Annotated in this window: 21 protein-coding genes; 11 read left to right on the top strand and 10 right to left on the bottom strand. The window is 59.7% G+C overall.

The genetic code is table 11. The annotated features are described in order from the left end of the window. Window positions 1-224: 224 nt before the first annotated feature. Window positions 225-806 (top strand): hypothetical protein, encoded by a 582-nt coding sequence (locus INQ48_35630; protein QRF62828.1) that lies wholly within the window; start codon window positions 225-227, stop codon window positions 804-806. Window position 807: 1 nt separating this feature from the next. On the opposite strand, the gene INQ48_35635 is transcribed toward INQ48_35630, so the two are convergent. Continuing rightward, a complete protein-coding gene (locus tag INQ48_35635; GenBank protein ID QRF63099.1) occupies window positions 808-1404 on the bottom strand; it encodes a hypothetical protein in 597 nt (198 codons plus the stop codon). A gap of 98 nt (window positions 1405-1502) precedes the next feature. Further along, window positions 1503-1871 carry a phosphoglycerate kinase gene (locus INQ48_35640; protein QRF62829.1) on the bottom strand — a complete coding sequence of 123 codons (369 nt, stop codon included), beginning with the start codon at window positions 1869-1871 and terminating at the stop codon, window positions 1503-1505. Window positions 1872-2174: 303 nt separating this feature from the next. Between INQ48_35640 and INQ48_35645 the strand changes: the two genes are divergently transcribed. Further along, a complete protein-coding gene (locus tag INQ48_35645) occupies window positions 2175-2627 on the top strand; it encodes a hypothetical protein (protein QRF62830.1) in 453 nt (150 codons plus the stop codon). Between the two features lie 227 nt (window positions 2628-2854). On the opposite strand, the gene INQ48_35650 is transcribed toward INQ48_35645, so the two are convergent. From INQ48_35650 to INQ48_35675, 6 genes are all read right to left on the bottom strand, one after another. After that, window positions 2855-3915, bottom strand: a protein-coding gene (locus tag INQ48_35650; GenBank protein ID QRF62831.1) for an IS3 family transposase whose coding sequence is annotated in 2 segments (ribosomal slippage) — window positions 2855-3723 and window positions 3723-3915 — 1062 coding nt in all. Because the reading frame shifts where the segments join, the coding sequence is not laid out codon by codon here. A gap of 881 nt (window positions 3916-4796) precedes the next feature. Further along, window positions 4797-6029 (bottom strand): DUF2357 domain-containing protein, encoded by a 1233-nt coding sequence (locus INQ48_35655; GenBank protein QRF62832.1) that lies wholly within the window; start codon window positions 6027-6029, stop codon window positions 4797-4799. Between the two features lie 5 nt (window positions 6030-6034). Further along, window positions 6035-7489, bottom strand: coding sequence for a hypothetical protein (locus tag INQ48_35660; protein ID QRF62833.1), 1455 nt, complete (start codon window positions 7487-7489; stop codon window positions 6035-6037). Window positions 7490-7904: 415 nt separating this feature from the next. After that, complete coding sequence (locus tag INQ48_35665) at window positions 7905-8288, bottom strand: hypothetical protein (protein ID QRF62834.1); 384 nt, start codon at window positions 8286-8288, stop codon at window positions 7905-7907. Window positions 8289-8406: 118 nt separating this feature from the next. After that, window positions 8407-9159 carry a hypothetical protein gene (locus tag INQ48_35670; protein QRF62835.1) on the bottom strand — a complete coding sequence of 251 codons (753 nt, stop codon included), beginning with the start codon at window positions 9157-9159 and terminating at the stop codon, window positions 8407-8409. Between the two features lie 659 nt (window positions 9160-9818). Beyond that, a complete protein-coding gene (locus INQ48_35675; protein QRF62836.1) occupies window positions 9819-10250 on the bottom strand; it encodes a hypothetical protein in 432 nt (143 codons plus the stop codon). Between the two features lie 229 nt (window positions 10251-10479). Between INQ48_35675 and INQ48_35680 the strand changes: the two genes are divergently transcribed. From INQ48_35680 to INQ48_35710, 7 genes are all read left to right on the top strand, one after another. Further along, window positions 10480-11154: a hypothetical protein gene (locus INQ48_35680; protein QRF62837.1), complete on the top strand. Its 675-nt coding sequence runs from the start codon at window positions 10480-10482 to the stop codon at window positions 11152-11154. 52 nt (window positions 11155-11206) lie between these two features. Further along, window positions 11207-11848: a hypothetical protein gene (locus INQ48_35685; protein ID QRF62838.1), complete on the top strand. Its 642-nt coding sequence runs from the start codon at window positions 11207-11209 to the stop codon at window positions 11846-11848. Between the two features lie 252 nt (window positions 11849-12100). Further along, a complete protein-coding gene (locus INQ48_35690) occupies window positions 12101-12598 on the top strand; it encodes a hypothetical protein (GenBank protein QRF62839.1) in 498 nt (165 codons plus the stop codon). 164 nt (window positions 12599-12762) lie between these two features. Then, window positions 12763-12951 (top strand): hypothetical protein, encoded by a 189-nt coding sequence (locus INQ48_35695; GenBank protein ID QRF63100.1) that lies wholly within the window; start codon window positions 12763-12765, stop codon window positions 12949-12951. Window positions 12952-13099: 148 nt separating this feature from the next. Next, the gene (locus INQ48_35700) at window positions 13100-17941 is read left to right on the top strand and encodes a DEAD/DEAH box helicase (protein ID QRF62840.1); all 4842 of its coding nucleotides are present in this window, start codon (window positions 13100-13102) and stop codon (window positions 17939-17941) included. Window positions 17942-18038: 97 nt separating this feature from the next. Then, a complete protein-coding gene (locus tag INQ48_35705) occupies window positions 18039-19289 on the top strand; it encodes an SIR2 family protein (protein ID QRF62841.1) in 1251 nt (416 codons plus the stop codon). After that, window positions 19286-21037 (top strand): ATP-binding protein, encoded by a 1752-nt coding sequence (locus INQ48_35710; protein QRF62842.1) that lies wholly within the window; start codon window positions 19286-19288, stop codon window positions 21035-21037. The genes INQ48_35705 and INQ48_35710 overlap by 4 nt, the downstream gene beginning before the upstream one ends. Before the next feature lie 315 nt (window positions 21038-21352). Here INQ48_35710 and INQ48_35715 read toward each other — a convergent pair whose 3' ends face one another. Next, complete coding sequence (locus INQ48_35715; protein ID QRF62843.1) at window positions 21353-22084, bottom strand: LuxR family transcriptional regulator; 732 nt, start codon at window positions 22082-22084, stop codon at window positions 21353-21355. A gap of 964 nt (window positions 22085-23048) precedes the next feature. Next, entirely contained in the window at window positions 23049-23816 is a 768-nt protein-coding gene (locus INQ48_35720; GenBank protein ID QRF62844.1) for an SOS response-associated peptidase family protein, read from the bottom strand. A 91-nt stretch (window positions 23817-23907) separates the two neighbouring features. Here INQ48_35720 and INQ48_35725 point away from each other — a divergent pair, with 91 nt between their 5' ends. Next, window positions 23908-24381: a hypothetical protein gene (locus tag INQ48_35725; GenBank protein QRF62845.1), complete on the top strand. Its 474-nt coding sequence runs from the start codon at window positions 23908-23910 to the stop codon at window positions 24379-24381. A gap of 343 nt (window positions 24382-24724) precedes the next feature. Then, on the top strand, window positions 24725-25024 hold the full coding sequence (locus tag INQ48_35730) for a hypothetical protein (GenBank protein ID QRF63101.1): 300 nt from the start codon (window positions 24725-24727) through the stop codon (window positions 25022-25024). Window positions 25025-25042: the final 18 nt, after the last annotated feature.

The raw sequence follows: 25042 nt of genomic DNA on the forward strand, positions 1-25042 counted from the left end.
ACCCGAAAGGACCGCAGTGCCTCGTACCCCCAAGCTCACCGATATCGCGACCCTCGTGCGGGTCCTGGAGCAGAACCCGTTCGGGTCGCTGATCCTCCTGCTGCTTCTGCTCGGCGTCGCGCTGATCGTGTGGGCCGCGCGATAGTGCGATCACGCGGATCACATCATCGCCCGGTAAGCTATCGGGCGTCCGGCCCATTCAGCCGCCTGGAAGGAGATGCAATTTGGACCCGCTTACCCTGGCCGGTACGTTCGCCACGATTGTCGGCCTGTTATCCAACTTCAAAGCGGAGAGATCAGGCGCGAGCCTGGATGCGTTTGTCGAATGGTTGCGTGAGAGCCAGAACGCGGGTCTTGCGGAGACCATCGCCCAAAACAAGGCACTCGCCGACGAGTTGTCCAAGTTGCTATCGGTCAACCATCAAGACCTGGTCTCGCGGCTGAGCACACTGCAGGACCAGATCGCGTCGATTGCCAGCAGCATCGAAGGGTTTGGGGGACTTGTGAATGTGCTCGCTGCCGCGCCCAAGCTCTCAAGCCAGGCCCGGTCAATCCTGAGCCAGCTTGTTGAATCCCGCGCTCAGTATGCGATGGAGCACAAGCTCAGCACGGGTCGGCCCCCTGAGATTCAGTTCATTGGAGCTCCTGCTGCGGGTCAAATTCAGTACGACGAACCCCGGTTCGTGAACGAGGACCTGGACTCCCTCGTCGCCGCTGGGCTCTTGCGCGTTGAGTTCGCCAGCAAGGGCTCCCGGAAGTTCTTCGCAACGCGCGAGGCGATCGAATTCGTCAGGAACAACGGTTGAACTAGCCTGGCAGGCTGTAGGAGACGTTGGTGTCGGTGACGAGAACGAGCCCCTGCGCCTGAAGCTCGCTGACCAAGGCGACCAGTTCCTCTGCGGGAACCTGCTTCTGAAAGAGCGAGCTGATCGCGTTCATCAGCGTCTTCATCTTGCGCGGACGCGCAGCGCCACGCGTCTTCAGGTGCTCGACGATGATCGCCAGCTTCTCAGCTGACGATTTCGCGTTCGAGACCTTGAGCAGCGGAATCTCGGTCACGTCGCGCCAGCGCGCGGCGAAGATCTTCCGGTCCTTCAGATGCCGGATCAGCGGATCGAAGCCGGTGTCCTTCGAGATGATGTGAAAGTACGGACTGCCTTCCTGCAGGGCGAGCTGGCCGATATAGAAGGCGATGTGGAAATCCAGCGCGTTCGGACCGCTGCCTGCGATCTTAACGTAGTCGGCCCTGCTGCCCATGCGCTGCAGCGCGGCGGCGGTTTCAAACGAGACCTTGGCCTGCGTCGCGCCGACAAAGACGATCAGCCGAAAGTGCTCCTCATGCAGAACGGACAGCGCCTCAGGCTGGACGCTCTCATAGTCGATGAGGACGTAGTTGATGCGCAGGCCCATTCTTGTTTCGAGTTGGATGGTGTGGCGGCCATCATAGCCAGGGCCTCACATACGACGGAATGCCCGCAGGCAAGCGCCTGCGGGGCAGCCGGTCACCACCAAGAGTCGTAGAAGACGAACGCACCGGCGGCCAACGCAGCACGCACCGCCGCGATGAAGGCGCGATCAAGCGCGATGTCTTCAGGGCAAGTTACGCCGAAGAACAAGCCCGTCGTTTCGGGCAAGCCGCTTTCATCGAGTGCCCTCTCCAGCGCATCGAGGTCTTCGGCGTCGATCCGCATCGGCACGCAGTTAAAGATTTCCGCGGTGCCGCCCTCGCTGCGATAGAGCTGTTCCATCCAGCCATGCAGGCTCGGATGCTTGCGCCAGTAGGCGATCTGCACCGCGTCCTCTGGCACCACCGTGAGGTCCACCGCTGGAATTGGCGCTTTGGTTGTGTAGGCGGACATGTCAAGTCCCATCTGTTGTTCTACTTTGTTGGGGTTTCATCAACGTGAGAACAAAGGACCGGACGCGCAGCGGGCAGCGTCACCCGTCCGGGGAACGGCCAACACGGGAGCGACAGCGAATGGAGCGGGCAGGCCGTTGACGGTGTCCGGCGACCGGTCAGGTTTCACGGCAACTGCATGAAACCCGGCAAGAGGAAAAAAGCGTAGATGGAGGGCATTTGTGTCCGTCGGTGCAAGCGACGGTTCAGGTGGAAGGCCCCGGGCGCGCAGCCTGGGCCGCTGGCACGAGGCTGAGTCGTGTGGTGTCAAGCACCCATGAACGAAGAAAACCGTATTGCGTCCATCGGCTGGGGCTCTCTCGTCTGGGACGCACGCGACCTGCCGCTTCTGAGCGAATGGCGTAAGGACGGTCCATCGCTGCCGGTCGAATTCGCGCGGGAATCAGGCGGACGCAGGATCACGCTGGTGATCTGCAAGGACACGCCGAGGGTGCAGACGCTGTGGGCGATAGCCGACGCCGTGGACGTTGCGACAGCGCGGCAGCAACTTGGCGTGCGCGAACACCAAAAAGCGAGCCCCGAATGGATCGAGACCGAGATCGGCTGTTGGGACAAGCGAAGCGGCAGGTCGCACGGCGGAGAGGCGGAAACGATAGTCGCATGGGCGGAAGCCAAGGGACTGGCGGGAGCCGTCTGGACAAATCTGCCTTGTGGATTCAGCGCCGTTGCCTTGTCGCCCACAGACATCGAGGTGGTGAGAATATCGTAGTAGGTCAGCATCCGCTTCGCGGTAAGAGGCATTGACAGCTTTGAATCATTATTGGATCTTTCAGTAAATGCAAGCATCACTGCAATCTGTTGCTGAGCTATTTGATTAACGTATCCTGATCCACGCGCCTCGTACCCTCTCCTTCTCACATATATCGCCCTCGCTTCGCGTGACCTGCCCCCTTCAAACGTACCAATATTGAGTTAGAGAGTCCAAGGCTGTGGAGACTACTTGATCTCCGGCGATTGCCTTGCATCGCCAGCGCGCTGGCGATGCAAGGCGGCGAACCTGGCTGGCGGGATTCGGCCCAGCGAACTGTGGGGCCGCACCTCGTTGTAGTCGCGTCGCCACCGGGCGATCTCTCGCCTGGCCTGCGCGAGCGACTCGAACCACTGTTCGTTCAGGCATTCATCGCGGAACTTGCCGTTGAAGCTCTCGATATAGGCGTTCTGGGTCGGACAGCCCGCGTCGTTGAGCAGGTGCCGAACGCCACGCGCAGCGGCCCAGGCCACGAAGGCCCGGCTGGTGAACTCCGGCCCCTGGTCGGTGCGGATCGCCAACGGGTAGCCGCGGAACTGCGCTGCCTGGTCCAGCAAGCGCACGACGTACTCGCCACCCATGCCGTGGTCCACTGCAATTTCCACGCACTCGCGGCTGAAGTCGTCCACCACCGTCAGGCATTTGATGCGCCGGCCGTTGGACAGTGCATCCATCACGAAGTCCATGCTCCAGGTTTCGTTGATGTGTCGGCTGGCTGCCAGCGGCTGGCGCTCGCCGGTGCCCCGCTTGACCTTGCGGCGCTTGCGCACCGACAAGTTGGCCAACTTGTACAGCCGCCACACGCGCTTGTGGTCCACCTGATGACCCTCAAGGCTCAACAGATCTTGGATGCGCCGGTAGCCAAAGCGTCTGCGCTCATGCGCCAGTTCGACGATGCGCGTGATCAGGCTGGCCGTGGCCTCATCCATGTTGGGCGGCTCTCGGTAGCTGGTCCTGGACAACCCCGCATAGCGACAGGCGCGGCGCTCGCTGATGGACAGTTCCTCAACCATCCTGGCAGCGGCCTGGCGCCTGGCCTGCGGGGTCAGCGCTTTACCCCGAGGCCCACCTTCAGTGCTTCGATGTGCAGGTGGGCTTCAGCCAGCAATTTCTTGAGCTTGGCGTTCTCGCTCTCGATGTCACGCAGCCGCGTGGCCTCACTGGCCTGCATGCCGCCGAACTTGGCGCGCAACTTGTAGAAGGTCGCATCGCTGAAGCCGCCCAGGCGACACAGTTCCTTGATCGCCATACCGCCCTCAGCCTGCCTGAGAAATCCGATGATCTGCTCGTCGGTGAATCTGCTCTTCTTCGTGTCCGTTCTTTCTCTGAAAACGGACTCTACTAACCTTCAACTGGTACGCCCTATGGGGAGCAGGTCACAAGACGGAAAAGTTCGTGCGCGAATCTACGCGAGAGGTTGAGCAACGCCAGGCTTTGTTACGCTCGAGGAATACGGACCGCAATCAAGTCTGCCACCTCGGAGAATTGGGTCGCAATGACACCTAGCTGACGCGCAACGTCGACTTGGGAACCCATTCGGAGCTTCGATGCTAGAGAGTTGTCCATGTTCAGGCGTGTCTAATATTCTGTGGAACGCTTCAGTACGCGCGCTATCACAACTGCGTGCCCCGAAACGGCAGGTCGCGACGCTCATCAAGTGATTGACTCATATCTACTTTGAGCGGTCTGGCGCGGCATCCCGTGGACATAAACTTCCAAGGCGAAGCCAACGTCCACTTTTGGGCCGCCTCGCGCCAGTCGCACTAGGCCTCCAGTTTCTTTCGTTACACCCACGCGTCGGGCGACTCACTCGTCGGACTAGATTGAGCCCACCACGTTAGCAAATTTGCCAGCTGCAGCAAGCCGGCTTCGCCCGCAGCGATGCCACCCAGTGCTCCCACGCCGTGAGCCTTGATGAAATCGAGCTTGCCCAGTGACTCCACGGCAGCATCGCCGGGGAGAACAAGGACGCAAGGCGATGGTCTGCGACCATTGAGCCTGAGCGCATCGTGATAAATGTGAGCCGACTCCATTACCTGCAGGACGTTTTCGCGACCGCTTCGCCACTTAGCATCAAGAATCATGGCGCGGCGTTCACTACCAGTCCTCAGCACGAGGAGTATGTCTGGCCTACGCTCGCGCGAGATGCTCCAACCGACGCGCTTTTGATGGCGGGCTCTCGGCCGGGAACTGAGCTTGGAAATACATGTCCAGCTGCCTTCCATCAGGGAGAGCACACCGGTGTGCCAACTGCGCCGAAACGGCCTCTGGCACGAATTGGCAACTGACGCAGCCGAAGGTGTTGGCCACGGTTTCCAGCACGGCAAGGTAGCACCACGTTTCGTAGATACCCCAGGAGTGCGTCACGTGCAGCATGTCTTGCTCGCTGTCACCTTCCACGCCGCTTGCCAGCGCCATCGAGCCCAGTCGCCAAGCTCGGCTGTACAGCGGATGGGCCGCCATCTGGGTCAATCCTGCCGCGGTGGGCTCGCTTGGAGACACTTCGGAAAATGGCGGCTTGGCCAATAGGAGGTGTATGCGCTCTTGAAGTTCACCCAAGTCCTGTTCGCGCCGCTGCACACGTGCGAGCTGTTCATTGCGGTCGCCTGTCAGCGTGAACATGGTGACTCGCTCACGCAAGCGCACCAGAGCCGCGAGCACACGGCGGGCGAGGGCGAGTAGTGCTCGGTTCGCTGGGGTGTCGAATGTCGGGGTTGATGTGAGGCTGCGTAGCTGGATGTCATCGAAGGCAGCGTCGGACGTCGGCACGCCGTGGGCGATGGTGGCGATGCGTCGGTCAAGTAGGGACCTGTGGTGTAGTCGTCGAATGCGCGAGAGTGGCAGCAGTGTTGAATCGGCTGCAATGGACCGGTGAGGTTTCGCAGCGATGGCGGCGAGGGCATGCAGAAATGCAGGTCCGTACGTTCGCAGTCGTGAAAGTGCAATGTCGTCGCTGAAAATACCCGAACGACCGTCGCGGCCGAAGGCCATAGTTGCATCGGATTGCCCGCCGAGCAGGGCCGAATTGAAGGAGCGAATCTGCGCGACCATTTGGGCGAAGCACTCGTCGCCGCTCTTGCTCGTCGAAGGACCGACATCCAGCCAATAATGTTGGCGAGAGCCGGAAGGCGAAACCAGTTCAGCTAGTACGCGGCCTGCGTAGAAGCAGGGACGCCAACGGTAGACGTCATCAGCGCCGCGCAATAGTTCAACGTCGTCCACGAACAGGCGCTCGCGCGGGTGAAACTCCTGTGTCGCAATAAGGTCGTCAGTGTCCTCGCGCAGCCCAGAAATGAGGTTGTCGAGGCGCACGAGCGACCCCATGTCGCTACCACGCTGAGCGGCGGGGCGGATGTGCAACATTGCCGTTAGCGCCAGTACATTGCCGACCCAGCGGCCTTAAGGTCCTCCTGCATTGCAAGGACCTTCTGCTCACAACGCTTCAGACCGGCAGTCGCCAGCACAGAGCGCGTCTCCTCAAGCGCTTTCAGGAATCGGGGCGCGGTGTCGCCGCGCAACTTCGGAAGCACCTTGGCATAGACGACCGCATCGAGTGCATCGGTCTCTTCCAGGCCCGATTGGAAGGAAAGGTAGTTCAGCACATCGTCAATGGTGCGCCAGCCGAAATGCAACCTCACCGGTGCCAAGGCGGCGGCTACCTGTTCCAGTACCGACTTAGCCTTGTCCTTCAGCGCGGACGACAAGTTGATGGTTGACCATCCCGGAAATGCGGTTACATCGATGTCCCAGAATTCCAATGTGTAGGCCCGGTCCAATACCTTGTCGCTCAAGCCGTGAGTCGTCTCGTCCATGTTGACGGTGCCGATGATTGCCAGATTCGACGGGTACTGCGCACGCTGCGAGACGCCCGACACCTCGGCGCTGAGCTGATGCAGTTCCAGCCACCCGTGCGTCTCCATTGCGGAAAGCACTGGAGCTAGGTACTGCTCTGGGTGCGACAGGTTCATTTCGTCCAGGATGGCGACATAGATGTGCTGCGGGTCGTCGGCAGCTCGGAGTAGAAGGTCCAAGAATGGGGCACTGCGATACGAGTTGTCCTGAATCGGATTCACGTAGCCCAACAGCGGGCTTGGGTCGTACCACCCTGGCTGCACTGGAATTACCTTCACGAACGCGCTGTCGGCCTGCATGCTGCCGGTCAGTGCGAGCGCGTAGGTCAGAGCCAGTTGCGTCTTGCCTGAGCCAGAGATGCCGGCCAGCACAGCGAAATGCCTCACGGACTGTGACCACAGACCGGCGTGAAGCTGAGCAATCAGTTTCGGGTCGAAGCGCAGTCGTTTCTCGGCAAGGTCTTGGACCCGCTTGGTCACATCGGCTTGGGACGGTACTTGCAGCACGCCGACCGTGCTCTTGACGAGCTTGGTGGTTCCAATTTTTGCCGGCTTGGGAAGTGTCTGGGTTGTCCACGTCACTAGTGCCGCCCACTCGCGGCCCCGGTCTGTAAGGACGTACTGCTTGTTCTCCGCAAGTTCGATGAGTTCCAAACTCACCATCCAGCCAATTTGAGAGGTCGGCGCGAAGTCGGAAGTCGAGCCTGGATTGACGTCCCGGAGGAACTCCACCAGTTCTGGCTTGGAGGCTGGTGTTGTCGCGAGGTGTGTGAGAAGGTTGTCTACGCCATGTATCTTCGTAAGCAGATGGTCGGCGAGCTCATTCTGGTCGAGTGTTTGCAGCAGATTGAGCCCGAGTGCGCTCAGCCGGTATGTGTCACCCTCACGCCTACACAAGTCGAACTCACGCGCAACGACGTTGATGGCCGTATTCAGACTACTGTCCGACAGGTCGGGGTTGGCCTGCTTCATGAGCGCTGCAAACTCATCGCGAGAGACCCCCTCACGAAGGTCCTCCATGAAGCTGAGAAGCGTCTGAAATCCCCCTTCATCGCGGTTAGGCCCTTGCGGCGAAGCGTTGCCGGCAGCGGCTTCAATCCTGTGGGAGCTAGGACTTCTTGCTGGTCTTTGTCAGTCGACGATGATTCGCTGTCGATACGCTCAAACAGAAGCCAGGGCAGGCAGACACGCCTGGCAATTTCCTGCTCCTCGCCTTCTGCCACTGGGCCGAGGGCCGCGTCAATACGCGAACGAATGGCCCTATGGGCTTGGATGGGATGGTCCTGGGTATTGCCTCCCATCTCCTCATGCAACTTGAGCAGCACGCCGACATCTGCAAGGGAGGTAAGGTGTTTTGGATAGATAGCGCACAAGACGCGGTTGAGCTTCAGACGGGCGTTCGCCCGCACAGTGCCTTGAGTCGCTTAGAAAGCTTGTCATAGAGTTGAATGAGTGCGGTTTCTGCCTCCACGTCGCCGGCGGGAAGGGGCGTCGTGACTTGCTCGGCAAACCATTCGCGGAACCCCGCGTAGGATAGAGCGGGAGCCATCTTGACGGTGCCGTTGCCAGTGGCGGAGACGGGGTTGTCGTCCCACAGGCGCAGCAGAAACTGCGGTTCGTTTAGTTTGGACGGGATGCCGGCCTTCACCTCGGAAAAGAAAGCGCCTAGGCGGGCGAACCAGTCCTGTGCGCCTTTTGACGCAGCGCTACTTGCTGTCGCGACGTTCAGCGCCGACTTCAGTGCGCTGTCTGATTCGAGTTTTCCGCTCACGCCATGTCCCTTCTCTCAAATACGGTTGTCGTCAGTCCCTGATGTTTTGACCTGCTTCTTTCAGCGCCCGCATGGGCGCGTCCGCTCCACGTCGACCAGCGCCGTGCGTGGATGAAGTTCACGATTGGACTCCGTCCAGGTCATCCAGAAACTCCGACATGGTCCATCGCCGATATGGCCTGGTCGGCCCCGGCCGCCGGCGCTGCACCATTGGATGCGTCCAGACAAACGTCAATTCGGGGTCCCCCACCAGCATGGCCGGGCGAGCTCCGCCTAGCGCGACGTAGTTGATGTCTTCGTGCCAGTCAGTCGTGTCGGCGTTGCGTCGGTGGGCATGACCAAGAACGGGGGTCTCATAGCTGGCCGGGTCATAGACGTTGAGCTTCGTCCTGCCGGCGATAGGTACCATGATGTCGCCGATTTGATTGCCCGTGGACGCCTTCGCTTCGACGACGTGGCCTCGACCCGAAGCATGAAGCGCTGCTACCAAGCTTGCCTGGGAATCGTAGGCCTCACCCACTCGCATGAGGTATACCAGCGACTGGCGCTTGCTGAATGGGGCGCTCCAACCTGTCATTCCCACAATCCATGTGTACTGGTCTGACCACTGCTGCGCTGACCGGGTAGTGCGCATGCCGTGCTTGCACGTGCACAGCGTCACGAATCCACCCTCGAAGTTCGGTCCGCTCCCCGTCTGACGAAAGCCACTACCTGTAGGCCGAACGGTGGCGATGACGTAGCCATAGACGATGTGGTCGTCAGGGCTACCTACTGCAGCAATCCGCCCCCGCAGGTCGGAAATCGAGAGGTTATTTAGCAACTGGTCAGTGAGGACAGCCGCCCCAGTCTCCATCTTGGGAGAGTTGCACATCGACCGGCGCTCCGGCGGTGACGATGGCTGTGTTGGGGCGCTAACGCGCCCTGGAGTGCAAGATGTACCGCGCAAGTCCCTGCCTTTCTCCTCTGGTCGATGACCTTTGGGAGTGTAACGACGAGTGGCCATGCCAGGGAGGCCGCGAAGGCCTTCTCACAAGAATGACGCCCATCCAATGGGCGCGCGATGTGCGCGAGGGAGCTCGCGGTTCGGATGTCTCTTCGACGGGCCTACGCGCGTGTAACGACGGCTTCTGACCGCTACGGGTCCTGCCCGGCGAGTTACGGCGATTCCAAGCGACCGACTTCCCTGACGGCTCGTTGAAGAAGCGTCTCCGCATCCCGGAGTTCGCGTATTGCGCGAGCAAAATTTTTGGCTCGCTTGAGGCTGCTTGCGCCGCCTGCTCAATGCACACAAAGCGTCTTCTACTGCGCTGAGGGCATCCTTGACTTTCGCTTGGCGGACATTGAGTCTCTCAGTTTTTCGAATAACAGAATTCTGCGTCGGAGCCGACCGTCCGCTTTGGGTCAACTGGAGGGCATGACCGGTCCTGGCCGAACTCAGTCGTTTCCATCAATTGCTCGGCAAAGCCTCGGTCGACTGGTAAGACGCGCCCCTTCGGGGGGCGCGGAATCAACACCCAGGGCCAATTTGGCTCAGACTGGTTGCCCGCCTAGCGCGCGCAACGATTCGTGCCAATGGTGTAAATCGGCGCCCAGAGAGTTCTTGAGGTCCTTGTACAGCCATACGACGAACCACTGGACTTCGACCGGTGCAGCGGCCAACGACTCCGGCATGAATGCCGAAATGACAAGGTCCTGTCGCATGGTATCGAGTTCCAGGGCAAGGCGCTCGAGAGCACTATCTTGAGATGGCCATAGAAAATCTCGAGCCACAAAGCACTCCGCGAGCGCGAGGACCACGACGACCGGCACGCGCATGTAGTACGCCGCTCGCTCATGGACTGACCGCCGAGCCGCCCGTAGTGCCACCTCTCCGCGGCGCCATTGCCCAAGCCGCTCGTAGCTCACACCAAGTTGCTGCGCCAGAGCTACCTGCGTATCGCCTCGTCGTCTGGCCTCGGCCATCAATAGCGCTTCATTCGCGCCTCGCGCGGAGACGCTCTCCAATCTCGGTTGCTTTTTCCTCATGAATTCGTACAGGTCTGCAACGGCACAGCGCCGCCCGCACGTGTAGAGAGCTCAAGGGAGTCAGCTGGCGGCTGAAGTAAAGCTTCCGGTTGTCTGGGCTTGCGACTTCATGGTCGGTGCCGACACAGTGCGGCAGCCCTTGCCTTCGCATCCCAAAAACCGCCCGATGCTCACATTCCAACTGCGCTACAGCACACGGAGACACGTCTTCACGACCGTCGACGGCCGCATGGCCTGCGTCGGCGATGCGGCAGAAACGATGACCTATCGGTGTGAACTGCTCGCGGGCGAGCACACGCCAGCCCTACGCGGTCGCTTCAGGCTTGAAAGGTCCGCCTTCGTCGCCCTGCCAATCTTGGTCGCTCGCGGCATCGGCGCAGCGCTCAGTAAACGGCCCGCAGGTTCCCTTGACCTCCGCCCTGCCCTGCTCGAGGCTCAGCTGACGCTAAGCATGGGTAATGGACCGTTTCAAAACCTCACCTGCTGGCGACTCTTCGAAGCTTGGGACGAACAACACACATGGGAAGACCGCCTGGGAACCTGGCCCGCCCATGGCCCTGCCGCTGTGACGCCCTGGCGCCTCGCCCAGTACGTGCTGTGGCGCGCTGCCGCGGACGCCAAATTGGCCTGCACGGCAATACCTCCGGTCCATCTCGACCGCGGCACACAGTACTGCCTGAGCAGCGAACTCCCACAGCCGCTTCGGCAGGAGTTCGAGCGTTCTAGTTGCCTGCAGACCCAACCGCACGTGGATGGACATCCAGATGCCTTCCATGTCCATGACGTCGCCCGCTTTCTCGCCCTCAAGTCTGCCCGGGTCGTCTATCTGGAAAACATGTAGAGGAGGTGACTACACGCAGTCACAGGCCATCAACTACCAGAAAGACCGTTTCATGGACCCTACGACCGCACATGAACTCTTGTCGCGATTCCACCTCGCTTCCATCCTCAACCCAGCTGGTGCGGCATATGAACAGGCGAGTTCGCCCCAGCACCCCGACTTGCCAGCGTGGCTGCTGCGACAAACGCTGCCGGATGCAGTCATCCAGAAGTTCGAGTCGGCACGCCGCCCCGCCCCAACGCCGCACCTCATGGTGTATCCGATGCCGTGTGGCGCCATGCTCGCGCTGGCTATTCTGCAGATCAGCCCGGTACAGCTGCGCACCGCCGTGCCGCTGGTCGGCGACCAGGCTCCCGAATGGCTCGACTACTGCATCGTCGGCAATCGCATCGGATGGCTCCTGGACGTGGAGGAGACTCGCCAGGCCGTGCATATGAGCCTCCGGTACCAGTTCCTAGAAACCGGTCGACTCCGAGAACTCGCGAGCCAGTCACGCCCTTCGTCGAAGGAAGAAATCGCGCTCAATCTGATTCAAGCCACAAGCATGCTCTTGCCTCCTGCAGCCGTCAGAACATTGTTGCCCGGCACCGCTGTTCAAGAGGCCCATGTCGCACTCGTTGCGACCGATGGGGCCACCTCGCATCTCATGCGCAGTGTGGCACTGGCGCTTCTTGGAAGCGCGGAACCCCACTGATTTGAAGGCGCCCTCGTGGCGCCTTTCCCTTCTGGGGATGGCGGCGGCAATTTTGACGAAAAAAGTCTGGGCGGTGCTTGCGGCTGAATCGCTTTAGACCAAGCGCCGCGGGCTCTAAAGCGCTTCACTTAGACCCAAGTCGCCCACACGGATGAACCGCCGTGTCGGAGCGCATCAATCCCTCGACGGTCTTCACATCTTCGACCACAGCCAGATGCGTCCTGGCGAACCCGGAAAAGGAAACCTCATCTCATGAGCTCGATTGACAACAAAGCACTCTTCGATGGCACGCACGACGACTATTGCGAAGTTTTGGACACACCGCACCTCTACATTAACCGAGACCTGGTGCAGATTCGCCTCGCCCCTAAACGCAAGGACGCAATGCATCTGTCCCTAGCCACCGGCCTTCACTCCTTCTTCGAAGTCCAATGGGAAGACGTCCCGCCCCTGACGTACACCTCCCGGTGCACTCCCGACCTCCTTCAGCTGGAGCGCACCGGCATCTACAGCGTGCTGAGTTTGGACAATGACGACCTGGACTTCTTCCATGACGCCCAACGCCGCCGCAGTTGTTTTTTGACGGAAGACAACCATTTCTTCACGGTACACGCCCTGTTCCCCAAACAAGCCCGTTCCATGCTCGGCGACTTGTATAACGAAACGCGAGCGGCCGTCGTGAGCACTACCAGCACGAGCCCGATGCGCGCGCTGCAACGCAAGAACTGGGTCAGGCGCGGAGAAGATTGAGCAAAAACGTTCGCCTCGCGGACTTGCCAAGCCGGCGAGCCCACTTGCTCTGCCGCCCCGTGGGGCGGCATTTTTGTTGCGCGGACAGTCGACCCTCTATTCCGTGACCTTCGGCTATCGGATACATTCTGAATTCTGTAAAGACGACGTAAAACATGCCCCGGATATCTGAACGCAAGACCGCCCCGGTCAATCTGCGCATGTCGCTGGAGGTCAAGGACCTCCTGCGCTTGGCCGCCGAGCGCGAGCACCGCACGCTCTCGAACATGTTAGAGCGGTTGGTCTTGCAGCACTGCGAGCGCGAAGGCATTGCCATGCCGCCGGCACCCGCAGCAGGGAAGAACACTAATTAGGGCATGAACCAGAACGTTGAGAAACCCTGCTACGGAAAAGCTCCCAAGTCACGAAGCGCCGAATATGCCTTGGCGGGCTGCACCCAACATCTGTTGGAGATACGGCGGAATCTCGCAACACCATGCAAAACCAAAAAAGACTGAGCGCATGACATTCCAAGAACTACTGGACGAACTGGCCGAGGCCGCTCGCAGCAACCGAGACAAGGGCACCCAATTCGAAAAGCTCATAGCTAACTACCTGCTGACCGACCCGCAGTACGCTGACCGCCTGGCCGATGTCTGGCTGTGGGAGGAATGGCCCGACCGTTGGAACACCGACGTAGGCATTGACCTGGTGGCGCGAGAGCGTGGCACGGGCGACTACTGGGCCATCCAGTGCAAATTTTTTGACCCCGGTTATTCGTTGCAGAAGGCCGACATCGACTCGTTTTTTACGGCCTCAGGCAAGAAGTTCGCCACCAATGATGGGGAACGCAGCTTTGCCCACCGCATCGTTGTTTCCACCACCGACAAGTGGAGCAAGCACGCCGACGACGCCCTCGCCAATCAGGTGATTTCCGTTTCCCGGCTATGGTTCAAAGAACTTGCGGAAAGCCCAATTGATTGGAGCCAGTTTAGCCTGTCCAACATTAAGGACATTAGGCTCAAAAAGAAGAAGCAACCCCGCGAGCATCAGCACGAGGCCATTGCATCCGTGGCCGAAGGCTTTGCCAAAGCAGACCGGGGCAAACTCATCATGGCCTGCGGTACGGGCAAGACCTTCACCGCGCTACGCATGATGGAAAACGAAGTGCCAGCCGATGGCCGCGTGTTGTTCCTGGCCCCGTCGATTTCCTTGGTGGCGCAGTCCCTGCGGGAATGGACTGCCGAGAGCGTAGAGCCCTTTCATGCTTTCGTCGTGTGTTCCGATTCCAAGGTAGGTAGGGACGAAGAAGACATCAGCACCCATGACCTGGCCTATCCCGCCACCACCGATTCCAAGCGGTTGAGCAAAGCAGCTGCTGCGCTATCCAAGGGACGGCGCACCGTTGTGTTTTCCACCTACCAATCCATTCAGGTGGTGGGAGATGCGCAGAAGGCGGGGCTGGGCGAGTTCGACTTGATTGTGTGCGACGAGGCCCACCGCACCACCGGCTTGACATTGCCCAGCGAAGACCCTTCCGAGTTCGTGAAGGTGCATAACAACGCCATCGTTGAGGCCAAAAAACGCCTCTACATGACGGCCACGCCGCGCATCTTTGCGGACAAGTCCAAGACCAAGGCCAACGAAGCCGATGCCGTCCTTTTCTCCATGGACGATGCGGAAACCTACGGCCAAGAGTTCTACCGCCTGGGCTTCGGCAAGGCAGTATCCAGAGACCTGTTGACCGAATACAAGGTGCTGATTGTCGCGGTCAAAGAGGAGGAAATGGCGAAGCTGGCCAACAACTACAACAACGCCTACAAGATTGACGACAAAAAAGCCATCGACATCAATTTTGCCACCAAGATTATTGGCAGTTGGAAAGGGCTTTCCAAGAAGGGGCTGGTGGCGGTGGACGATGACGGGCAAGAGGACGCCATCACCCAAGACGCCGCTCCCATGCGCCGCGCCGTGGCTTTCTCCAAGTCCATCAAGGACTCCAAGCAGATGCAGGAAGTCTTTGGGCAATTGGTTCAGACCTACCAGCAGGCGCACCCGCAGCAGGAAGGGCAGGACGAAGCCTTGCAGGACATGGTGGCCTGCCAGTTGCAGCACGTTGACGGCACCATGAATGCCCTCAAACGGCAAACAGCGCTGGAATGGCTCAAAGCTGATGTTGGAGAGGGGCAATGCCGCATCCTTACCAATGCGCGTTGCCTGTCCGAAGGCATCGACGTGCCTGCGCTGGATGCCGTGGTGTTCTTTGACACCCGCGAATCTATCGTGGACATCGTGCAGTCCGTGGGCCGAGTCATGCGCAAGGCCGAGGGCAAGCAATTCGGCTACATCATCCTGCCCGTGTGCATCCCGTCCGAGCGCGTCAAGGACTACAACAACTACATCGACAGCGACCCTCAGTTCAAGGGCATTTGGAAAGTCATCAAGGCACTGCGCGCGCACGATGAGAGCCTCGTGGATGAAGCCGAGTTCCGCCGCAAAATCAAGGTCATTGCCGACCCCGACAATAAGAAGGGCGGCGACGACCGCAAGGGCGACCAGGCAGACCTGCCGATGGAGTTCCCGACGCTGCCCATCGACGCCATCAACGAAGCCGTCTATGCCGCCATCCCCAAGAAGTTGGGCGACCGCGAATACTGGGCCGAATGGGCCAAGGGCATTGGTCAGGTGGCCGAGCGGCTGATAGCGCGCATCAACGCCTTGGTAGATTCATCGCCCGCGCTGGCGCAGGACTTTGCCCGTTTTCTCAAAGGCTTGCAGGACACCCTCAACCCCACCGTGGGTCGGGAAGAGGCAGTGGAAATGCTGGCCCAGCACATCCTCACGCTGCCGGTGTTTCAGGCCCTGTTTGCTGGGACAGAGTTTCCCTCGCACAACGTCGTGGGCCGCGCGCTTCAAGCCATCGTGGAGAAGCTAGATGCCGCAGCCGTGGGTTCAGAAACCGAGGGGCTTGCGAAGTTCTATGACAACGTGCGCGAGCGGGTAGCCCTTGCCAAGAGCGACAAGTCCAAGCAAGACATCATCCGCAACCTATACGACACCTTTTTCCATAACGCCTTCCCGCGCATGGCCGAGCGCCTGGGCATTGTGTACACCCCCGTGCAGGTGGTGGACTTCATCTTAAACAGCACCAATGCCGCGCTGCGCAAGCACTTCGGGGAATCGATGGGCAGCGAAGGCGTGCATATCCTCGACCCATTCTCGGGCACGGGTACCTTCCCCGCGCGTTTGATTCAGTCGGGGCTGATTGGCAAGGATGACCTGCCGCGTAAGTTCGAGAGCGAACTTCACGCCAACGAAATCGTGCTGCTGGCCTACTACATCGCCACCATCAACATCGAGACAGCCTACCACGGGGTCACAGGTGAGTACTTGCCGTTTGACGGCATGGTATTGACCGACACGTTTCAGATGACCGAGGACAATGACCTCGTGGACAAGGTGGTGCTGCCCGAGAATAACGCGCGGGTGGAGCGCCAGTTGGCCGAGCCCATCCGAGTGATTGTGGGCAACCCTCCGTATTCGGCGCAGCAGGACAGCGAGAACGACAACAACAAGAACTTGGCCTATCCGACGCTGGATGAGCGCATCCGCCAGACATACGCTGCGAATTCCTCGGGCAGGCTGGCGAAAAACCTCTACGACTCCTACATCCGCGCCATTCGCTGGGCAACCAATCGCATTGGCGAACGCGGCATTGTGTCTTTCGTTACCAACGGCTCGTTTCTCGACGCCAACAACATGGACGGGCTACGCAAGTGCTTGACGCAGGATTACACCCATCTGTACATCTTTAACCTGCGGGGTAATGCCCTCGGGCAAGGGGAGGTGAGGCGTAAGGAAGGCGGCGGCATTTTTGGAGAAGGCTCACGCACCCCCGTGGTCGTTTCCATCATGGTTAAAGACCCAGCGCACGCCGGTCCGTGCGAACTGCTCTATCACGACATTGGCGACTATCTGACGCAGCAGGAGAAGCTGGACATCATCGAGCGCTTCGGCAGCATTGACGGCATGGACTGGCTCATCGTCAAGCCCAACGCAGAGGGCGATTGGGCTAACCAGCGCGACCCGGCGTTCGATGGTTTCGTGCCCATGGGGGACAAGGACGATAGCGGCAATGCCCTCTTTGAGGTTTACTCACTGGGGGTCGTAACCAATCGAGACCCTTGGGCTTACAACATGAGCCGTGCGGCGTTGGAGGCCAACATGCGCCGCATGATTGCGGCCTTCAACGAGGACAGCAGTAGGTATGCGAAGTTGTGCAAGGGCAAGCCCAAAGACCAGTGGCCCGAGGTGGAGACCGCCATTGATGCCGACCCGAGGCATATCAGCTGGACTCGCGCGTTGAAGGCCGATGCGAAACGTGGCCGAGTGTATGAGTTTGAGGAGGCATCGCTGACGCAGGGTATGTACCGACCCTTCGCGAAACAATGGATGTACTTCAACCGGCGCTTCAATGAGATGGTGTACCAGCAGCCGAAGTTGTTCCCGACGCCGCGACACTCCAATGTGGTGATTTCATGCACTGGAGTCGCAGACCGCAAGGGGTTCTCGGTATTGGCCGCAAACATGGTTCCCAACATGCACTTGACCGACACGGGCCAATGCTTTCCGATGTACTGGTATGAGGCCGTAAAGGAACAGGATGCGACGGCGCAGGCCGCGATGTTTGCCGCCGCTGACCAAGCCAAAGCAGATGCTGATGGCTATGTGCGCCGCGAGTCCATAACCGACTGGGCGCTGGGCGCTTTCCGTAAGCGCTACGCTGATGCCAGCCTTACCAAGGAAGACATCTTTTGGTACGTGTACGGCATCCTGCATTCGCCCGAGTACAAGGCACGTTTTGCGACCGACCTCAAGAAGATGGTGCCGCGCATCCCCTACGCCAAGGACTTCCGTGTATTCAGCGATGCAGGGCGCAGCCTAGGCCAGTGGCATTTGAACTACGAGACCATCGAGCCCTATGCCTTGACCGAAGAATTCAAGCGGCTGGTGATGGAGCCCGGCGACCTGCGCGTGGACAAGATGGCCTTTGGCAAAAAGGATGGCAAGCCCGACAAGAGCGTCATCCTCTACAACCCGCACCTGACGCTGCGCGACATCCCCGTGGAAGCCTATGACTATGTGGTCAACGGCAAGTCTGCCATCGAATGGGTGATGGAGCGCTACGCCGTGTCCGTGGACAAGTCCAGCGGCATCAAAAACGACCCCAACGAATGGTCAACCGACCCCCGCTACATCGTGGATTTGGTCAAGCGCATTGTGCGTGTGAGCGTTGAAACGGCTCGTATCGTTCAGGGTTTGCCGCCCTTGGCGGAAGGGGATGGACCGACGAATCCGGCGTGACAGTTGATTGACCCGATGCAGCGTGCCTATCGGCAGCAACTCGCGTTGTGCTCTCTGGGCCCGCGGGGCCTTAAATACTCCTGACGCTTATTGAGATATGCAAGTATTGACCTACCGGAATGGCGGAGCTTGGCGCGAAGTTAAAGACCCCAAAGAGGATGGCAACGGACGCACCATCCCGGACCCAGCACTTGCAGAAATCAACCGCAACCTTTCCGACTGCTTCAGGTGCACCAACCTTGTCGTTCTCACCGGGCTCGGTACGTCCCTACATGTGAACGTGCAACCTAAAGCTCCAGGGGAGTCTGGTCCACGGGCGGCACAAGCGGGAAAGCGCATCGCTCCCACGATGGCTGACCTATGGAGGGAGTGCAAGGCAAATTGCGGGGACAGCTTCGACAAGGTCATTGCGCTCACGCATTTCCCGACGGCCAAGGGTGAAAACATCGAAGCGCTGCTCTCGCACTGCAAGATTGCGGAAGAGTTCCTCGGTGACGGGGAAGAGAAGACGCAAGTCAAGGAATTTATTGCCATCGCCGAACAGACAGTTCGCGATTGCGTACGCTTCTTGGACGTTGGAGATGAAGTTGGCCTTCATGCGGACTTTCTTCGCCGGCTGGTTCGTCGGTCCACGCGAAAGCTGCGCACAAAAGTCTTTACAACCAACTATGACTTGTGCTTCGAGTACGCTGCGCGCAAAGGGCGCTACGTCATCGTTGACGGTTTTTCCCATACAACGCCGCAAGTCTTCGATTCGCTTTACTTCTCCTACGACATCGTGAAACGGGAAAGCAGCCCTGACAGTCACGATTTCATTCCGAACGTCTTCCATCTCTACAAACTTCACGGCTCTGTAGATTGGACAAAGAGCAAGACCTCCGGAGAGATAGAGAAAGACCCCACCTCTGAAGCACCGCTGCTCATATATCCTCGAAATACGAAATACGAGTTGTCATTCGAGCAACCATATCTCGAGATGATGTCAGCATTCCAAACTGCATTACGACAACCGGATACCGGCCTTCTCGTTTTGGGATTTGGATTCAATGACAACCATTTGGCTGAGCCAATACTGTCGGCCATCAATTCCAATCTGCACCTCAAGGTCGTGGTGTGTGACCCTGGCCTTGGTCCATGGGAAAACAAGGACAAGGTTGTCCAGGACGGCAACGATGCGAAGCACCCCTACCTGTCAAAGCTCAGGTACTTGATTGAGCACGGTGATGCGCGCCTGGCGCTCATTTCCTCCACCTTTGAGCAAGCCGTGCCGTTGATGCCGGACATCGCTGCTGAAACCGACCTCGAGCAGCACTACGAGCGCATCCGACTGATGCGGGAGGCAGGATGACCGGCAGGCTTGCAACAAGCCCGTTTGACCCCAGCCGCTACATTGGTGCGGTCACCTTCGTGGGGCCGGACAGTGCTCGCATCAATCTGCCGAAGGCTGCGGGTGTCGCTCCCCGGCAATATTCAGGATATACAGTGCTCGGCGGCCAGGTCGGCGAGTTCATCTTCATAGAAGGTGAAGGCGTTGCAGTATTGGGGCGCATCACCGAGGTGAAGCTGCCCGACAACGAACGGCTCAAGGCCGAGCCCTCTCTTGGCGCTCCCCCAGACGCCAACCCCATCGGGTTTGTCCAGCTCTTGACGACCCTCGAGCTTGCGACCGCCAAAGTCATATCCGGGATTCCGTTCCATCCTCGCATTGGGCAGCACGTTTTCTCAGCGCACCCGCTACTGGTGAAGCACATCGTGGAAGGTCATGCTGTCTCTAGCGCTGGAGCCATCGAGCTCGCCACGATTCCGCATGACCCGAGCACGATGGTCAACGTGAGTCCAGGTCACCTGTTTGGCCGTCACTGCGCGGTCCTGGGAGCCACCGGGGGCGGGAAGAGTTGGACCGTCGCTCGAATCATTCAGGAAGCTGCCAGGCTCGGAGGCAAAGTGCTCCTCGTGGACCCGAGTGGCGAGTTCCACACTTTCACGAACGGGGTGCGTTCTGTGCATCTCGGCGGCGTACCTCAGAGTGCGGAGGACACACGCAAGTTTGTAGCCTTCCCGTACTGGGACCTCAACGAAACGGACCTCTTCGCAATCTTCCAGCCATCGCCAGGCGCCCAAGTTCCGAAACTGCGAGAAGCTTTGCGCAGCCTCAAGCTGAACTACGTACTCAACGGCGATAAAGAGCCGCATCACTTCATCAAGGCGAACACAGAAAAGAAGGTGTTTAACTATGAAGTGAACAAAAATGAAGCGCTAGTCGAGGCGCCGGGAGCGAGGTATTTGATTAAAGCTTTGGCGCGACAGGTCTACGAGGAGTGCGTACATGAAAGCGCAGGGTTTGCATCGAATCCGAACTACGCTATGTGGGGCGGACCTGACGAGCGGATTCGGGGCTATTGCGACACTCTGGTGTCCAAGATTTACAGTATTACCCGGTCGCCGGCACTTCGATGCCTTTTCGCGCCCGAGCAGTTCGCTCCATTGACGGAAGAAATTCAATCCTTCTTTGCGTCTGACGATGCCGTCCTAAGAATCAGCTTGGCCGACTTGCCGTTCGAGCATCACGCGCGTGAACTGCTCATTAATGCCATCGGACGGCATCTCCTGGGGCTGGCTAGGAACGGGGCATTCCAACAGTTGCCCACGGTGGTGGTGCTCGATGAAGCCCACCAGTTCTTGAGCAAGGCCATCGGTGACGAGAACAACCGCGTGTCGCTCGATGCATTCGGCCTGATTGCGAAAGAGGGTCGGAAGTACGGTTTGACGACTTTGCTTGCGACGCAGCGCCCGCGTGACATCCCTGAAGACGTGTTGAGTCAGATGGGCATGTTCATCGTGCACCGTCTGATAAACGAGCGTGACCGCGACATCGTCGAAAAAGCCTGCGGCAATCTGGACGGCAGTGCAGCCGCCTTCCTGCCAACGCTGGGTCAAGGGGAGGCAATCTTGGTCGGTGTTGACTTCCCAATGCCCACGCCAATCAAAGTAACCGAGCCGGAGTACCCGCCCAAGTCTGAAGGCCCCTCCTACGCAAAGTTCTGGAAGAAGAAGCCACCAGCGGAAGCCGCCGCGGCGGGTGGCCCGGCGCAGTAACGAAGCCCACGTGGTTCCCGGAAGCCGTGGAAGACGGAGGTTTCCCCGAGGCAGTCCGCGCGATGTCGAGTCGCGAGTACAGCGCCCTGGTTCTGGTCTTCGCTTTACTTGGGCGGAGTGGACGGGACTCGAACCCGCGCCCCCAGCGCGACAGGCTCGGGGTCGCATGTTCACAATGGACGCATCCTGATTGTTTACTTGAAAACGTATTCATCTCGTGCGCTCGCATCTGAGATCCGAGCGCCAACGTTGCGCTCGTTGCGGTTCGACATGCTCAGGAATTCCGAGGCAGTATCTATTGTGGGTCCTGAGTAGTTACACCAGCAGGCCGCGGCTCACAACGCGTGCAATAGCGGCCACCTTGTTGGCCACGGACAGCTTCTCGATCACCTTCTTCATGTGGAACTTGATCGTGTTGGGGGAGACCTCCAGGAGGATGCCGGCTTCTTCGGAAGTTTTGCCATCTGCCGTCCAGCGCAACACCTCGAGTTCTCGATCCGACAGGAGCGGAAAGTCGTCAGGCTCGTCCCGGCGAACCTGAGCCGACAAGTGCCGATGCGCGGCATCGGCGAGCAAGTGAAGTTGGTAGCTGAGGATTGAAAGTTCGGAGGACGTGAGCTTTTCGTGGGAGCGAGCAACTGTCAGCATGCCCACGGATCCATCTGGGTCGAAGAACGATTTAGCCCATCCGTAGCGCAAGCCGCTTTCGCGCGCCTCGTCCCAAAGCTGAGGGGTGCTCCTGAAGAGCTCAGTGCTCCAGACCAGCGGTGCGTGGGATCGCAAGCCGTGCGCTACGCTTGGGTCGATGCCCAGATAACCCGCCTCTCGGTAGCGCTGCTGCCAAGCCGTGCTGTAGTTGTTGATCATGCGCGTCTTAGGACGCGTGAACGAGTCAAAAATTCTGACGCCGTAGGCACAACGTTCGAAGCCAAGCCGTCGCGCGTATCGCGCGATCACGTCGAACTTGGCCTGTAGGTTGTCGGCGCGGACCAGCGCCCTTTCCATGTTCAGGAAAAATTCGAAAGGTGAGGCGGAGTCCTCATCCACTCGAGGCTTGTAGAGCCGAAGGCTGCCGCCAGGGCGTCGCTCAAGGAATGGCGGATTCCTTTTCTTTCGCATAGATCGGTTCCCTTACTCGAATGTGATGCTGGGCTCCTAGCGACGTGCGGCAGTCGACCCATCGGCTTCTTGGTTCATTCGAGTGCAGTCTAGAAAGGACGATCTCGCCGCACAGCGACAAAACTTCCACCCTTTCCGCCAATGCTTAAGCGCGGGCCAGGCGTCGAAGAGTTGCGTTGCGCACGATGAATACCTTTGTGCGGAGGACGATGAGGAAGTAGGCAAGAAAGCCGATATCGACGTGGCAGAAAAGCTCTCGCCACGGCGGCCCGCGCGAGGCAGGCGTATCACGCCATGCTTTTTCTCAGGACTCGACCACGCGGGAACTTCACGAACCCGACCAACAAACGCGCAGGATCAGCCGGGTCGAGCAAACGATGCCTGAGCCAGTTCACCGGGGGAACACTCGGCACGTAAATGCGCTAACGCCGTTCGTACTAACAAACTCATCACGTTGTACACCGCGTCATGCCTGAAGCCGGCGAAGATACGCCAGCTCGCGCTGCAGATTTCACCATGCTGAGCACAGCCATTCGTGCATGACATCCCGAGGCTCGAAAATGTTTTGAGCGACTCGCACGTTTCGCGCACGTACACACGCCGCTGTTCCCTGCCCTACATCCTCAAGGGAGGAAGTTCGCTCTACTAGCCCGAAACAATGGCGTGATGTCGAGCCAGGTATGGCGAACGAGTCAGGCAACGCGATCACAGCCGTCCGCGCTCTCACTACTGCTGAAGCCAAGTAGCGCAGGAGTCAGCACCGATGCGTTGCTTTGCCTAGCACTCTGCGGTCGCACCGAGTGCCCGCTGGACTCCGTATCTCGAATGCCATCAACTGGGCACTAGCCCGGCCCTCGGCTCGTCGGTTTCCGCCATGGGCCACGGTGGAAGCTCAGCCTTCTTCCGAGGATTCGACTTCTCGCTGTTGACCTGCCTCGGCCGCCTCGGGCACGGTCGGCGCCGGTGCGGCGTCGATCAGGTGAACGGGGATGAGCTCGACCATCTCTCGGGCCTCCTGCGGTGAGCAGGTGAGCCAGCGGTCGATGTCGCGCTCCTCGATGGCGACGACCGAGCGCTTGTCTTGCACCTCGATTGGCCTCTTCGTCGCCTTGTCGACCTCCGGCTTGTGCATCCTGGCCATGATCGGGTGCAAGTTGGCGTTGATCGTGATCATGGTGAAGCTCTCCCACATCTCACCGGTCTCCCGGTCCAGCCAGGGGCTCCATAGGCCCGCGAGCGCCCAAGGGCGGCCGTCCGTGCGTTTGAAGCGCCACCACACGTTGGCGCCAGTTTCCCAGCAGGGTTCTTCGAAGCTGTCGGCGAGGATCACGCACCGCCGGCTGTCGGCCCATGAATCCTTGAAGGTCGGCTTCTTCTCGATCCCGTCGAACCGGGCGTTGTAGGTCGACAGCCGCTGGGACTTCGTCTCGCCTCTTCGCGGCTTGTTTTGGGGGATATGGCTCGGCGAGTGCGCTGGGATCAGCCCCCATTGCCCTGCCACCAACTCACGCGCGTACTCGGTGCGCTCGCGATCGCGGCGGATGAAGACCCCGGTGGCAAGCGGCCGCATGCTGCGCATCCAGCGCTCAGCGCTGCGCGCGCCGATGTACCAGGCAGCTTCGATTTCGCGGTCTTCGGGGGTGATGTAGCGGGTGCACATGGCTTGGCTGAATTCTGCGCTCGGGAATCCATTGACGGTCAGGTTGTGGCGGGTCGATACTGTATTTTTATACAGTTATTGGAGATAGTCCATGGATATCACACCGCCCCTGCCCGGCGCCGAGTCGGCGCTCGACAACCCCGTATCCGATGGGGAGTTCATCCGCCTTGCAACGCGACGTGACGCCAAGCGCGATTGGACCCGGCGCTTTAGCGACGAGTACCAGCGCCTGCATCAGGGCCGCGTCGACATCGAATACCTGACGTTCGAGGCCGATGCGGTGTACCCCTTTCTGAGCCATCGGCCTCCCGAAGAGTGCGCGCGTCAGCGCTTCGGCTTCGACACGGGCGCGGACCGCTTCGAAGTTCAGGCCGAACAGAAATTCCGCACCCTGGCCGGCAACATCGGCCTGATCGACCACGGCCAGGCGCTTCCAGAAGATCTCAAGGAATTTGCGCACGGCGTGGCGGAGCTCTGCGCAGCCTCCGCGGAGCAGTACCGCCATCCGCGAGACGGTAGCGCTGGCGATCACATCCGGGCGACCTTCCGTGCGCTGCCCTTTTGATGGACAAGTTGACGCCTTCTCCGTGTGTCCGAAGCAGGCTGCCGGCCCGAGAGCCTGCGTCTTTCCAGGGAGTCCGCACTCGCCACCGCTTAACTGGTGTTTTCTTTCGACGCGAGCGATCCGTGGTTTGCCGCTGGCGCGGCGCAAGCGGGCGGGCGTCGTTGCTTCGCGATCGCAGTGAAGGCCTCATTCCCCCCGCGGCCTGCCGTGTTGACCTCAACCTTCTTCATCGACAACCCGACCACACAGAAGGCACGAAGCCTTGACTGGATGCGCCATGAACAACACTGAACTTTTTGAGGTCGAGGTGGCGGTCGACGCGCCGCTGAACTTCGACATCCTGCTGCAACCTCACCGCGTTGCCTTCATCGCCAAGCTCTTGGACTACCCGCACGCCACGGCCGATGTGGTGCGTGTGTCCGAGCAGCGCTTCGCGCGTGAGCTCGAGCGCCAGCTCGGCGAGGATGTGATGCCGGCGCTGCGTGCCTACCAAAACGCCTACGAGTCCAGCGGCGCGGACCTCACGAAGGACGAGCTGGCGCTGGCGCAACGCTGGGCCAAGGCCTATGACGCCGCACGAACCGCGGGCTTCCGAGATCTCGGGGACACCGACGAGGCGTTCTTCGAGGTCCGGCCGGTTTGAAGTGGACATCCAGGCCGA

The sequence above is a fragment of the Variovorax paradoxus genome, assembly GCA_016806145.1.
GTDB lineage: Bacteria > Pseudomonadota > Gammaproteobacteria > Burkholderiales > Burkholderiaceae_C > Variovorax.